Annotated in this window: 7 protein-coding genes, 1 pseudogene and 1 riboswitch; of the genes and pseudogenes, 5 read left to right on the top strand and 3 right to left on the bottom strand. The window is 45.7% G+C overall.

All coding sequences use genetic code 11. The annotated features are described in order from the left end of the window. Positions 1-85: 85 nt before the first annotated feature. The 3 genes and pseudogenes from EYA81_RS19415 to EYA81_RS02990 form a co-directional block, all read right to left on the bottom strand. Positions 86-1,583, bottom strand: a pseudogene (locus EYA81_RS19415) (RNA-binding domain-containing protein). Between the two features lie 50 nt (positions 1,584-1,633). Then, complete coding sequence (locus tag EYA81_RS02995; protein ID WP_131225352.1) at positions 1,634-6,508, bottom strand: RecQ family ATP-dependent DNA helicase; 4,875 nt, start codon at positions 6,506-6,508, stop codon at positions 1,634-1,636. Between the two features lie 66 nt (positions 6,509-6,574). Next, the gene (locus EYA81_RS02990) at positions 6,575-7,807 is read right to left on the bottom strand and encodes a Cof-type HAD-IIB family hydrolase (protein ID WP_131225351.1); all 1,233 of its coding nucleotides are present in this window, start codon (positions 7,805-7,807) and stop codon (positions 6,575-6,577) included. A 100-nt stretch (positions 7,808-7,907) separates the two neighbouring features. Then, a riboswitch (cobalamin riboswitch) is annotated at positions 7,908-8,107 on the top strand. Between the two features lie 58 nt (positions 8,108-8,165). Here EYA81_RS02990 and EYA81_RS02985 point away from each other — a divergent pair. From EYA81_RS02985 to EYA81_RS02965, 5 genes are all read left to right on the top strand, one after another. Continuing rightward, complete coding sequence (locus EYA81_RS02985) at positions 8,166-10,181, top strand: TonB-dependent siderophore receptor (RefSeq protein WP_131225350.1); 2,016 nt, start codon at positions 8,166-8,168, stop codon at positions 10,179-10,181. A gap of 53 nt (positions 10,182-10,234) precedes the next feature. Beyond that, a complete protein-coding gene (locus EYA81_RS02980) occupies positions 10,235-11,353 on the top strand; it encodes a YncE family protein (protein WP_117966856.1) in 1,119 nt (372 codons plus the stop codon). Between the two features lie 5 nt (positions 11,354-11,358). Further along, positions 11,359-12,492, top strand: coding sequence for an ABC transporter substrate-binding protein (locus EYA81_RS02975; protein ID WP_131225349.1), 1,134 nt, complete (start codon positions 11,359-11,361; stop codon positions 12,490-12,492). An 81-nt stretch (positions 12,493-12,573) separates the two neighbouring features. Then, positions 12,574-13,602: an iron ABC transporter permease gene (locus EYA81_RS02970; protein WP_117887667.1), complete on the top strand. Its 1,029-nt coding sequence runs from the start codon at positions 12,574-12,576 to the stop codon at positions 13,600-13,602. Positions 13,603-13,835: 233 nt separating this feature from the next. Then, positions 13,836-15,098 carry a carboxypeptidase-like regulatory domain-containing protein gene (locus EYA81_RS02965; RefSeq protein ID WP_009038151.1) on the top strand — a complete coding sequence of 421 codons (1,263 nt, stop codon included), beginning with the start codon at positions 13,836-13,838 and terminating at the stop codon, positions 15,096-15,098. The last annotated feature ends 24 nt before the right edge of the window (positions 15,099-15,122 follow it).

Here is a 15,122-nt window from a genome sequence, read left to right as displayed (position 1 = left end):
GGAGGCAAACAAAAAGGCGATAATTAAAACGGCAATTATTGCACTGAGTGGTATGAAAGATGTTCCCATCGGTTTATTATTCAGTTTATGGTTTAACAATAATGCGCCAATAGCCATCATGGTCTGCTCCTTCACGAGACAAAATACCCATAGAACGTAACTTGGAAATATGTTTTTCTACGGCTCGGGAGCTTATTCCTATTTTATAGGCCATTGTTTCTGTAGACATTGACGGGTCGGAAATGACGAAATCAATAATCTTTTGTGCGGTTTTCCCAATACTTTTAGATTTGTTTTTCGAATCTCCGAACCTTTCTCCGAACTTTCTTGCGTATCACCGAACTTTTCCACCGAACTTCCTTCGTTTTCAAGGTACTTTTCAAGGGTACTGTTTACCCTGTTGGCTACTTCTTCCATAGGTATTCTTCCGTTTTCGCCCCAGTTCAAATTATAGAATGTGGTGTAGAAAGAAATCGCTTCCGTTTGATATTGCGGTTCTTTGCCTTGCAGGAAATTAGGCAGCTTCTCCGTAAGTTCCCGCATTTTGCGTAAACCGGAGCCACGTTTCTCCATGTAGTCCAATTGTGTAAATACATCCGCAATGACGGGGTTGCGGCGCATGGACGGCACTTTGTATATATCTCGGTCTTGAATCTGTGTACCGTCAAGTATTGCACCTGGTAACACTAGTTCTACTCGGTCATCGTAAATGTTGATATGCACTTCACCGCCCATTACAGTGTAATCCCAATGGATAAGGTGGTTTACCAATCCTTCAAAGATGGCCCGGTCGGAATAGTCGGGAAGGTTCAAGCGATAGTTTGGCATCTTTACCCATCCGCTCATGGTATAGTTCTTAATGAAGTCCATACCATATTTTAAGAGCAATACAAGGTTAGCCCGATGTTCCACGGAACTGATGGCATCATCCTTATAGAGTCCAGTCCAACGAGTACAGAAAATACGTGATTGAAATACAGTGCAATTATCCACAAACAACAATCCGGCATTAGTCAGTTTACCGTCAGGAGTTACTAGTCCAAATGATTCCAGATACTTGTCATTCCATTCTTGATGGGTTTGCTCACGGAAAGTATTGGAAGGATGATGAAAGAATGTTTGCTGGCATTCACTTGGGTAGGCAGTGAATCCCATGTCATGTGCGTACCTTTCAATACCAATGAAAGAAGTTGTTGAGAATTACATTCCACGCTTTCATTGCCAACTCGTGTATAAGCTGTACGTGTTCCGTCTTGATAATAATAATAAGGTGTAAGTGTTCCTGCCTTTACTTTCACTTCAATCAAAGTATGTCCTTCGTGTTCAATCGGAATAAGTTGTACCTCTGGTACTGGGTCAAGTCGTGCCTTTATCATTTCACTGATAAAATCAGCATCGGCTTGTGGATTCTCCAACCCTACAATTACGCCGTCATCATTCACTCCATAGAACAAACTGCCACCGTCCGTATTGGCAAAAGCCGACACGGATTTAAGCCATGACTTCACTTTCTTATGTTCCAACATTTCCTTGAAATCGTAAGCTGAGCATTCCGTTATCAATGTATTGTTATGTATTTGCATTATTCGTATCACAAAGGTAATGATAATATGATAATTTCAAGTGCTTTAACTTACAAAGAAAGTATCAAGTCTGCTAAAAGAACAGCCGTTTCCGTTTCATCTTTTGGTGCATCTTTGGGCTTCCATGCCACAACAAACCGTACAGATGCAGATTTCACCTTATAACCTCTTTGTTCCCATTCAGATAACGTGCCCTGCATTCTTGATGATAATTTTGCTATAGGTTTATCGGTCGATGAACTGTACAAAAAGAAATCACTGTAAATTAATGAATCTCCCCCTCTCAGTGCTAAGACCTCTTGCTTCCGTTCTTTGAAGAATCTCAAATTGACATCTTTGTGAGAGAGCTGTAGTATAATTTCTTCAGGCATATCATATTGTCGTTGGTCAATGAGATATTGGTTTACACTTAAATGATTGAAGCAATCGCCGTTTGTATGTATGAATAGTCTGTTTTTTGCACGAGTTATTCCTACGTAGTATCGACGCATCAGATGGATATCCTTTACATAGCTGTCAGATATGAGCATATATACGTCATCAAATTCCCTGCCTTTAGCCTTGTGGATGGTTGATACCACAACATCGGTGCCTGATGTGTCGCAGAAGTCTTCCACTGACGACTCAAATGCAAATTCTTTGAAGTCACTGAAATATTTTGTCTTGTTGGTTTGTTCAAACTGTTCCACACATCGCTTCACATACATCAAACCTAGACTTCTGTCATAAATAGAAAAGGTTGCATGTTTGGCTTCTTCCCATAGTTCTTCTGTGATTAGAGGTGTTTTTATCCGTTTGTCTATATACTTCAGGAAGTATCTCATTTCCGCCATGTTCCAAAAACGTAAACCGTCCATTGATTGTATCAGTTTACTGTTTATACCATGTTTTCGCAGGAGGGCTATCAAGATGACAGCCTCTTCGTTTGTTTGGGTGAGTACACACGAAGTGCCTTTGTCCTTGTGTTGAAGTAAGTTTTCGACAAGCGGCTGATACATATATGTTGAATGATGACGTATCACTTCCACCCAACCTTTCTCTTTTCTCATAGAGATGATAGGTGTACTTTTTATTCTTTTATTGATAGTTTTTAAGAATCCGTTGGCAAAATCAACCGGCTGGCGAGCACTGCGGTAATTCTCGGTCATTTCGACAAATGTACTTCCGGTTTCTTGCGCCAGCCGGTACATATAATCAGAATCGGAACCTCGGAATTCATAGATGTTTTGGTCATCGTCTCCCACTGCTATCACACGCATTTCTTCATTGTTGGTCATCAGAGCCTTTACAAGTGCGTGTTCTTCTGTTCCCATGTCCTGGGCTTCGTCTATAACCAATACTGTCTTACCGATTTTGTTCGGTTCTACTTCTTCTTGACATATCATCTCGGCTGCCTTTGAAACGACATTCTTTGAATCTTCAAGATTTCCTATCCGTCCCAGGAGATCGAAGCAATAGGAGTGGAATGTTTTTATTTCGACAAAATGGGCTGCATTGCCTATCAACTCCATAAGCCGTTGTTTGAACTCCGTAGCGGCTGCCCTTGAAAATGTCAGCATCAGTAGCTGTTCGTGTTTTACGTCTTCAAGTAGTAGGAGTGAAGCCAGTTTGTGGACTAACACTCGTGTTTTTCCACTACCGGGACCTGCCGCAACTACAATACAACGTGAATCCTTATCGGAAATAATTTCCATTTGCCGTTTGGATAATTGTCCAAACAATTGATTGTATTTCTGTGGCGTCAAGTTACGTTGTATCTCGCTTGTTCTGTCTCCTTTGAAATATTTTGTGACAAATTTCTTGTAGTCCATTTGGAAATAGTCTTGAACATATTGCAAGGCTGCATGATAATCTCTCACCATCAGATTGGCATATTCCCCCACAATATGCACTTGTTGGATTTTCAGTTTGTAGAATTCGTTCAGCATTCGGTAATCGTCTTGCTTGTATCTCGACTTATTGTCTTTTATTCTTTGGATATTCATGGCGTTGTAAAGTACCAAAAAGCCGCCTTCAAGTTTTAGCGCACCGATTTTCGATAAATATAGAAGTGCTTCCTCCACGTCTTCCAATTGAATGTCATCAAGTCCACCAAAAAGAGATTGGGAACTTGATTTTATTCGGTTCAGAAGCTCTACTATGGAGAACTGGATGGCTTTGTCGGATACATTCTTTTTTTCTGCATCAAAAGCTAGTTTGTATAGCCATTCTACAGCAAAGCGACTTATTTCCAATCGTTTTTCAAATCGCCTGATGGTGGATTCCATGTCTGCCTGACGACTTATCTCCATGTTACGGGCCGCATCTTCTTTTTTACGCGTATATCCCTTGACGGTGAGAAAATAGAGTAACGTCCGAATGTCTTTTTCTTTGGATGTGTTGATTCCGTCGTTTACGGCATTCTCATTCAGTTGCTTGTATGATATTCGTAAAGACTCATCGGGAATATGGTTGAGAATGTATTGTTCAAGTTTTGCAAAGCGTTCGAGGAGCATTTGCGACTTTCGTTCCGAATCACCTGCATCCTGCAAATAGGCAGATATATCTTTGCTGTCTGCCAATATGCCTTCCTGTCGCATGCGCTCCACTACAGATATAACATCTCTTTTGCTTAGTCCCAAAATATCTGCCAGATAGTCGATTCGTGATTCTGCTTCCGAGTCCTGAGCCTTAGCGATATGTTTTTGAGAAATCAATGACTTGATGATACGGACTGCCTTTTCTATTTCATCGTTGCCAAAAAGTAGTGATGTTGATATGCGTTCTCTAGCTTCGTCCATATTCTTTACTGTTATTCCTGTGGCATATACATGAGGTACATTGTTTCCTCTTACCAAGTATCCGCTTTGTTCCAAAGCTGCTAATGCTGTCCGTACACGGGTCTCAATGTCAGATACCGAATCATCCCATCCTGCTTGCCGGGCAATTTCCAACGCAGAACAGTTGACTTTCATACGGTATTTGGTAAGGTCTTTGACGGCTTTCCATACCTGTTGTATTTCGCTAATGCTAAGTTTCGTTTGGTTTAGCAATATAAAATGCTTGTCCAAATCATTGTCACTATAAAGCACATAACAACGTGCGCTAAGACCGGGATCACGACCTGCTCTGCCTGCTTCTTGAACATAATTCTCCAGCGAATCGGAAATATCATAATGTACCACAAGACCGACATCTTTCTTGTCGACTCCCATGCCAAATGCGGATGTGGCCACAATGATGTGTACCTGATCGTTCATAAAAGCATCTTGGTTGGCAATTTTTTCATCGGCTTCCATTTTCCCATTGAAAGGGAGTGCCTTGTAACCGTCGCGAGTCAGTTTTGCAGCCACTTCCTTTGTCCGTTTGGTGCGTGATACGTAAACAATTGTCGGACAATCGGCTTCTGCTACAAGTTCTCTCAGTTTTAAATATTTATCATTGTCATTCTCTACATGTATGACGGAATAGTGCAGATTCGTTCTTGAGGCCGTTGATGCGAATAATTCCAAGTTCAAATCCGAAGTCTGCTTGAAATAGTCACAGATGTCTTGGATTACTTTCTGTTTTGCCGTGGCCGTGAAACAGGATACAGGTATCGGGGTTTTGCATTTTTTCTTTTGCTGGTATTTTTGGATGAATTTGCCAATGTAGAGATAGTCAACCCTGAAATCCTGCCCCCATGAAGAAAAGCAGTGCGCTTCGTCTATCACAAACCTTACAACGTGGCGCGCCATCAATATTTTCTCGATTGTTTTTGAACGGAGCATTTCGGGAGAGATATACAACAACGAGGCTTCTCCGTCTTGTACTCTTTGTATGGACAGTGATCTTGTGATGGGGTCTAACATCCCATTTATGGTTACGGCATCCGTGATGCCTCTGTCGGCAAGGTTGTCTACCTGGTCTTTCATCAAGGACTGCAAGGGGGAGATGACTACCGTAAGCCCGTGCACGGAGTGCCCAGCCATGAGTGCGGGCAATTGGAAAGTAAGTGATTTGCCGCCGCCGGTAGGAAATATCGCCAGTAGCGATTCCCCTTTTACCGCAGCTTGGGCAGCACGTTCTTGCAGTGGCTCGCCTTCGTATGTCCGGAAGCGCTCATATCCGAAAAATATTTTTAGGTTATGGAGCACATCCAATTGCGTATGGCAGTAGTCGCAGCCTTCTTTGCAAGTAGTGTGTCGCAAGAGTTTTACGATAAATTCCACTTCCGGATAATTATAAAGTACCCATCCGGGAGTGATGGAGCGGTAATCGGTGGTGTCAATCAGAGCCAAAGCGTATGCCAATCCGCATGGGTATTGATTGGTGAGCATGTCAAGGTCGGCATGTTGGCAAATTTTTCCGGCATAAAGTTCTTTAATAAGTTCAGGTATTCCTTTATGAATATACTCCGCACTTACCATATTGAGAAATCCTTCAAATTCTTTCTTGTCCTTCAGCAACGATGCGAATAGTATACGCTTTTCTTTTGGTAATGAATGCCAGCATGCTATTTCATCCAGTAATAAGTCTTTTGCTTTCTTGCAATCGTTCACCGGATTGTTCATCTGTTCGCTCATCAGTTTATCATCTTTCACAAGCCTGTGGTAAGGGTGTTCAGGGAACAGTAAAGGCGAAACATAAAGTGTATCAACTAAAATCCAGCGGCAAATTTTGTCCGTAAACAGGTATTTAGCATCATGGTGAACGATATTGTGTCCGCAGATGTAGTCTATGTCGTTTAAGAAAATGAATAGTTCTTCTTTTGAGGTTTTATGAAATGTCGTGTCATCATGCTTGAGGGCTCCTATATCATGGATTCTGTGGTCTTTCAAGCCTATTTCAACATCTACTATGGCATAATTGTAGGCATTATATGGTACAGAGGTGGTTTTATAGCCGATGATATTGTTTCTATCCTCGGTTTTCTTGATTCCTATAAGCTTGCTCCATATTGACATATCTCAATATAATAAATAGTTTTACAACTTGGATTTGTTATGTGTCTGTATCGTTTTTTTATTATTTTATCTTTTCTTTATCACACTATTCACTACCCGTATAGAGGAAACCAGTTTATTGGTGGAAGTAAATACGTCCACATTCCATATATGGGATGAGCGTCCTTTGTGCAGGATAGTGCCTACTGCCCTTACGGTATCTCCTTCGTGTGCAGAAGAAATATGATTTCCGCTGACTTGCATTCCCACGACAATCTCATCAGGTTCGCAGATAATCATGGAGCCGAGCCCGGCAACGGTTTCTGCCAAGGCAAGGGTGGCACCGCCATGCAGAATGCCGAAGGGTTGGCGGGTACGGTAGTCGACCGGCATGGTTGCTTCTACGCGCTCATCCGAAGCGTATGTGTATTGAATGCCCAAGTTTCCCATCAATGCGTGTCGTGCCCGTTCGTTCAGTAAATCAAGAGGCACCTCTGCTGCACGCACTTCTGCCAATATTAGTTTTTCTACGGCCAGGGCCACTCCATCTTCTTCATTCGATGCAGTCACATAGTCTGCACAGACCTTTACAGAATCTTGTGAATGTCCCATAGCTACCCCCATGCCGGCCAATTGGAGCATGGTCACATCGCATACGCCATCTCCAACGGCAATGACTTCTTCCCGTGTTACTCCCAAATGCTCTAATAGGGCGCCTAACGTATTCGCTTTATTGACTCCGCAGGGCACCACCTCTAAAAAGTAAGGCTCGGAACGGAAAGCATCCAAAGTACCTGCCAGGCGTTTTTCCCAATGTTGTTCCAGCCCTATCAGAGCTTTTTCCTTATCACTCACCAGCATGCACTTGCAAGGCGCGAAGTCTATGGCAGTAGAGAATTCATCTTCCCTGATTATCTTCAAATTGTTTAGCAGGGCTTCATTCTTTATATATTCATTGTCCGGACTATCCGTAATGAGGGTATCATCGTGGTAGGTGAAGATGGCAAAGCCGTTCTTGCGGGCTTTCTTTTCCAGATAAGGCAGCATTTCCGGATTGATGCGTCGTTCAAACAATATTTCTCCGTTCTGTGCTTTTATTATCTGGCAACCATTATAGGAGAGAACAAACCCTCCATAATTGCCGAGTTCGAGGGTTTTGGCCAGTGGCATCAGTCCATAAGTCGGCCTACCGGATGCCAAAACTATGCGCACTCCCATCTGCTGGACCTTTAGCAGAGCAGCTAATGTCCTTTTACTGATTTCTCTTTCATCATTGAGTAGCGTTCCATCTACATCAAGAACCAATAATTTATATTTCATGGCAACTCGATTTTGGGGTTATTATGTTACAAAGTTAGAAAAATGACTGTTAAAACGGTAATATTCGTTTTATTGTTTACTGAAACTTCTTTTATTTATCCTATCTTTGTCCACGTTTTGTTCCGCGTTCTCTATCCGGAGAAGCGGATGAAAAGGGAATCGGGTGAAAGTCCCGAACAGTCCCGCTGCTGTGAGTTCCATGCTCGGTGTATCATACTTGTGCCACTGTTCTTCGGAAAGAACGGGAAGGCGATGTACCGGGAACGAGTCAGAAGACCTGCAAAACAAAGTCGAAAAATTGTCCATTCGAGGAAAGTGGGCAGTGCGCAAATGGTTTAAGATAATCTTCATTTATTCTATGTCAGGAAGGACTAAGGTACTACTGGTCTGTGCTGTTTCAGTGGGTGCAAGTATATTCCGGCTCTCTGCCCAGGAGGTGGGAGGAGATACGATTACAGGGAAAGTGCATCAGATAGAGAAAGTGACAGTGACAGCACGCAGGTCGCCCAATAAAGTGACTTCTGCCGTACCCATACAGACGATGTCACGGCAGGATATCAGCCAGCTGGGAATACAGAATATGGCAGATGCTGTGCGCCGTTTTGCCGGAGCCAATGTAAAGGACTATGGAGGTATTGGAGGACTGAAAACGGTTTCCATACGCAATATGGGAGCAGCCCATACAGCTGTCAGTTATGACGGGGTGGCGGTGAGCAATTGTCAGGCGGGGCAGATAGATATCGGGCGTTTTTCGCTGGACAATGTTTCCATGCTTTCGCTCGCCATCGGGCAGTCGGAGGACTTGTTGCAGTCCGCCCGCTTGTATGCGTCGGCCGGTGTGCTGGGCATAGAGACGGAAAAACCTCATTTTGATGACGGGCGCAATGCCGCTTTTCAGGCACGGGTGCGCGGAGGGTCGTTCGGCATGGTCAGCCCCTCGTTGCGCTGGTGGCAGAAACTGGGCAGCCGTACACGCGTGGCGGTAGATGCCGCTTATATGAGGGCGGACGGTAATTACCCTTTCACGCTGGTCAATGGAAAATACGTGACGGAAGAGAAACGTAACAACACCGGCATCTATTCCTGGCAGGGCGAAGCTACCCTTTATCATACTTTCAAGGATGACAGTGAACTGGATGTGAAGGGTTACTACTTCTATTCCCGTCGGGGACTTCCAGGGGCGGTTACGCTCTATAATCCCCTTTCCGATGAAACGCTTTGGGATGAGAATACTTTTGTGCAGGCACGTTATAGGAAGCATTTTTCGCCCCGATGGAGTCTGCAGGCACAAGCAAAGTATAATCATGGCTGGAACAAATATAAGGATGAGGGTAAGGAATATACCGACGGATATTATCGGGAAAATCACCGGCAAGACGAATATTATATTTCCGCGACCGTTCTCTACCGTCCTTTGGAAGCTTTGACCCTTTCGTTGGCGCAGGACGGGGTGATAAACAAGTTGCGCAACAGTTTGCCGGAATGTCCTTTCCCCACAAGATATACTTCCATCAGTGCCTTCAATGCACGCTACCGGCAAGGATGGCTCACGGCCACGACCTCGCTGGTGCATACCGCCACTTCGGAGCATGCCGAGAAAGGTACGGTCCCCGATGACTTCCATCGTTTTGCCCCCTCTTTATCAGTCAGTATGCAGCCTTGGCAGGACGAGTCGCTGTATTTCCGGTTGATGTATAAGAGTACGTTCCGTCTGCCCACTTTCAACGACCTCTATTATTACCGGCTGGGCAACCGCAATCTGCGACCCGAGAAGGCAGACGAATATAATGTCGGCATCACATGGAGCAAATCCGGATTGTCTGTGTTCGATTATATCTCCGTTACGCTTGACGGTTACTATAATAATGTGACGGATAAGATTGTGGCTTTTCCCACCACCTATGCGTGGAAGATGGCGAACTACGGCAAGGTGCATGCCGCAGGTGTGGATGCCACTTTGGCGGCAACCGTTCCATTGACGGAGAAAATAAGACTGATTATGTCGGGCGGATATACATGGCAAAAGGCCATTGACCTGACCGATTCCGACGCGAAGAACTATAAGGACCAATTGCCTTATACTCCTCTTCATAGCGGAAACGCGTCCGCCATTGTAGAAACGCCGTGGGTGAATGTGGGCTACTCGGCGGTAGGAGTGGGAAAGCGTTACTATTTGTCGCAGAACATTCCGGAGAATGAGATTGAGGGCTATCTGGAGCATACGATGAGCCTCTCTCATGAGTTTGTTTTGGGCGGTTGCCGGCTTCTGTTGCAGGCCGAGATTATAAATCTGACCGATGAGCAGTATGACGTGATAAAATATTATCCTATGCCGGGCCGTTCGTGGCGGTTGACGGGTACTTTCAAGTTTTGAATAATCTATTTATGAACAACAAAAACTAATTATAAACAATAACAACTGTGATTATGAAAGTAAGAAGTTTATTATTCGGTATGCTCTGCATGCTTGCTTTGGGTGCCTCTTTGGCATCTTGTAGTGACGACGATGACGATTCTCTGGATGACGGCGGGTCGAAGGTGACACTGCCGCAGACGCGTGTCTATATTCTGAACGAAGGCTCTCAAGGAGCCAACAATGCAGGACTTGCCTTTTATGCACCCAATAAGGATGCGGATTTTATCAGTGATATCTACAAGACCCAAAACAATGCCAAGTTGGGTGACCTTGGTCAGAGCATGATTGAGTATGAAGATGAAATATATATAGCTGTAAGCGGTTCCAATTATCTGACCAAGCTGAATGCTGCAGGTGTGGAGTTGAAACGTGTTTCGTTTGTAGATGATAATGACCTCAGTGCTGGTATTCGCTATATAGACGCTGAGGATGGATATATCTATGCTTCCTTCTACGGAGGAGCTGTGGCTAAAATCAATGCGAAAACGTTGGAGGTAGTGGATAAATTGACCGGACTTGGTGACAATCTGGAAGGTGTGGCAATCTGCGAGGATATGCTGTATGTGGCGAATAGCTGTACTGCTGATTGGAGCACTCGGCACACTGACGTAAAGGTGATAGATTTGCGCACTTTCAAGCTGAAAGAGCAGTTGACGGTAGGTTTGAACCCCAATGCTTTGATTGAAGAGGATGATAAAGTCTTTTTGATTTCATGGGGCAATTATGGCGATGTCGGCTATTCATTGCAGATGATAGATCCTGCTGCCAACAATAAGGTGACGGAATTAGGCAGTGCCACCCGTATGTGTGCTGCTGATGATATCTTATATCTGGTGAATTCAATGACGGACTGGAATACTGAACCATATACAACAGTCAACACTTTCTTTACTTATAACATCAAGACCGGGCAGATGAATAATGCTTCTTTCCTCAAAGACGCCCCTGCCGAACTTGCTTCAAGCACGTTGTACATGTTGGAAGTAAACGAAAATAACGGTGATATTTATATCGGTACTTCCGAGTTCACAACGAACGGTACCATCTACCGTTTCAAGAAAGACGGTACATTTATCGAGAAGTTCGATGCAGGAGGCATCAATCCTAATTCCGCTATCTTCTTTAATTAATATCAATGAAAAGAGGCTGCTTTTTTATCAGTATATTCGCAGTCTTGCTTCTTTTCTCCTGTGGGGGAAGGGGCAAGACTGCCTCTGTTTTGGTCAACGGTGACACCATTCCCTTACGTTATGCGGAGAATCTTACCTTAGTGTCCTATCCCGGCTATACCCTTGCCACCTTGCGCAATCCTTGGGATACGTTGCACACGCTACATACCTATATACTGGTCCCGAAAGACCGCGAACTTCCGGCACATCTTCCGGCAGGTACTGTGGTACGTACCCCACTCTCCAAATCAGTCATCTACTCTTCCGTCCACTGCGGACTGATGGATAATCTGGGTGTGTTTGGTAGCATCGGCGGTGTCTGTGACTTGAAGTACATCAAACTACCCGCCGTGCACGAAGCCTGCCGCCGGGGTGCCATCGCCGATTGTGGCGACGGTATGAATCCCGATATGGAGCGCATCATCGACCTGCATCCCGATGCCATCCTTCTGTCTCCGTTCGAGAACAGTGGCGGTTATGGCCGTATCGAGAAACTGGATATTCCCATCATCGAATGTGCCGACTACATGGAAACCTCCGCTTTGGGACGTGCCGAGTGGATGCGTTTCTACGGACTGCTCTTCGGGGTTGCGCCACAAGCCGACAGCCTTTTTGCTGAAGTGGACAGTTGTTACCAACGCCTCAAGATGCGTGCGCAACTTTCATCCACCTCGTTCTCCGTTGTCAGTGAGTTGAAAAGTGGCTCGGCATGGTACGTACCGGGAGGGCGTAGCACCATAGGAAGGCTTTTTCAGGATGCTTGCGGGCGTTACGCCTTTGCCGACGATACCCACAGCGGCTCTGTTCCTCTGGCTTTCGAGACCGTTTTCGACAAGGCGGGCGATGCCGACGTCTGGCTGGTGAAGTTCAACCGCGACCGCGACATGAGCTATGCTGATTTGGAGGCGGATTATATCGGCTACACCGGTTTTAAGGCTTTCAAGACCCGGAATGTCTATGGTTGTAATACGGCAAAAGTTCCTTTCTACGAGGAGACTCCGTTCCGTCCCGATTATTTGTTATCCGATCTGATACAGATTCTGCATCCCGAAATAGGAGATTTGGGAGGCTTGCGCTATTTTTGCAGACTGAAGGAGTGATGAACACAGAGATACGGAACTTTTGTGAAAGTAATAGAAAACTCTGTGCCTCCATGTCTCTGTGTGCTAAATAATGTAACTATGAGTAAAGGCTGGAAATATGGTATCGGGTTGGGAGTAGTAATCTTATTGCTTTTTGCGGGCAATCTGCTGGTGGGGTCGGTTTCGATTCCGCCTGCCGATGTTTTCCGTATCCTGCTCGGTGGAGAGGGGGAGAAGGCAAGCTGGAGCTTCATTCTTTGGGAATCCCGTTTGCCCCAAGCGCTGACGGCGCTGCTTTGCGGTGGCGCATTGGCTGTCTGTGGACTGATGTTGCAGACGGCTTTCAAGAATCCGCTGGCAGGACCATCCATTCTGGGCATCAACGCCGGGGCAAGTCTGGGAGTGGCCTTCGTCATGTTGCTGTTTGGCGGCAGCATCACGGCAGGGGCGTTCAGTCTGTCCGGCTTCTTCTCCGTACTGCTTGGCGCATTTATCGGAGCCATGCTGATTATGGCACTTATCCTTTTCTTTTCCACGCTGATAAAGAGCAATATCATGCTGCTGATAACGGGTATCATGATAGGCTACATCGCTTCTTCGGCCATTGCCCTGCTGAACTTCTTTGCTACGGCAGAGGGGGTGCAGTCCTATATGATATGGGGGCTGGGCAACTTCGGTGGAGTTTCCCTACAGCAGATGCCGGCCTTTGCGCTGGTCACCATTGTGGGACTGTTCGGCTCATTATTGTTGATAAAGTCCCTGAACGCCTTGTTGCTGGGAGAGCGCTATGCCGAAAATCTAGGTGTCAATATCCGCCGTGTGCGCAACTGGCTTTTGATTATCACCGGGCTCTTGACGGCTGTCACCACCGCTTTCTGTGGTCCGGTCGCCTTTATTGGCCTGGCCGTGCCGCATGTGGCCCGCATGATATTGGGGACAGCCAATCACAATTCCCTATTGCCGGTCACCATCCTGAGTGGCGGTGCAGTGGCACTGCTTTGCAATCTGATTTGCGTCTTGCCCGGCGAAGCGGGTATTATTCCCTTGAATGCCGTCACGCCCATTATCGGTGCGCCGGTCATCATCTACGTTATTCTGAGCCAGCGGAAGCCCCAACAATTCAACTAAGCTATTGCCGACAGCTTGACAAGTTTTTGCCTTACTATTGGCAAGACTTTGCCACCGCGTTGGCAAACTTTTGCCATAGGCATGGCAAAGTTTTGCCAAACCTATGGCAATGTCTTGGCAAAATTTCTCTCTGATTATCAACGTGCTACTTTTTTTGTATTTTTCTCTCCATTCTATAGGGTTTTATCTTCCTCACCGCTCTTATTAATAGAAACCCCTTAAAAACATGCCTTATGAAAAACTTTGTAGGATTTACACTTGGGTGTTTGTTTGCATTCTTATCTTCGGGTATCACCCCGTTGATGGCGCAGGACGCGGCAGTGAACGAGCTCGTCATCACCGGTACGGTCAAGAACAAGGACAGCAGGAAGAAACTCGAAAACGTGAACGTCTCTGTTGTCGGCAACAATATCGGAACGGTGACCAATGCCGACGGCACATTCTCCTTGAAAGTAGCGGAAGCGGAAGCTTTCCGTGGACTGGAAGTCTCCCATATCGGCTATCTCACTACACACCTCTCTCTGGAAGAACTTGAAAAAACGGGCGAGCTGACCATCTGGATGATACCGGCCCCCAATCTTTTGAGCGAGATTGTGGTCTATGGCAATAATCCCCGCGTCATAGTGGAAGAGGCCATCAAGAAAATTCCAGTAAATTATTCTGGCAATGACAACATGCTGACCGCCTTCTATCGGGAAACCGTGCAGAAGCGCCGCCGCTATATCAGCGTGTCCGAGGCAGTGATGGATGTCTATAAGACGGATTATAACTCCCGCGATGTAGACCGCGACAAGGTGCAGCTGCTGAAAGGCCGCCGCCTGCTGAGCCAAAAGCAGAGTGACACGCTGGCTGTGAAAGTGGTGGGAGGTCCCAATTTGTCCCTTTATCTGGACATTGTGAAGAATGGCGATGCGCTGTTGAGCACGGACAATCTGGACTATTATGAATTCCGTATGGAGGACCCCGTCAATTTGGATAACCGCATGCAGTATGTGGTCAGCTTCCGTCCGCGGGTCAGCCTGATGTATGCCTTGTTCATCGGGAAACTGTATATAGACTACGAACGGCTTTCCTTTACACGTGCCGAGTTTGGCCTGGACATGGCAAATCGGGTGAAGGCAGTGGAGGCCATTCTGCATAAGAAGCCCGTCGGCTTACGGTTCCGCCCGCAGGAAGTCACCTATCTGGTGACCTACAAGCAGCAGGGGGCCAAGACTTACCTGAACTATATACGGAATGTCATCCGCTTTAAATGCGACTGGAAAAAAAGGCTGTTCTCCTCCAGCTACACCGCTTTCTCTGAAATGGTGGTGACCGACAGGACGGAAAGCCCTCTCTCCGGCATCTCCAACAAGAACACCTTCAAACGGAAGCAGGTATTCTACGACCTGGTGGATGAGTACTGGAACGAAGACTTCTGGAGGAACTACAATATCATAGAACCTACGGAATCCCTGGAGAATGCAGTCAGCAAATTGCGGAAACAATCCAATTGATTATCTGATAGTTTTCCTTATATT

This window comes from Bacteroides sp. A1C1 (genome assembly GCF_004328515.1).
Classification (GTDB): domain Bacteria; phylum Bacteroidota; class Bacteroidia; order Bacteroidales; family Bacteroidaceae; genus Bacteroides; species Bacteroides uniformis.
Note: the sequence above shows the minus strand (reverse complement) of the source record. Positions and strands in the feature narration are given on the sequence as shown.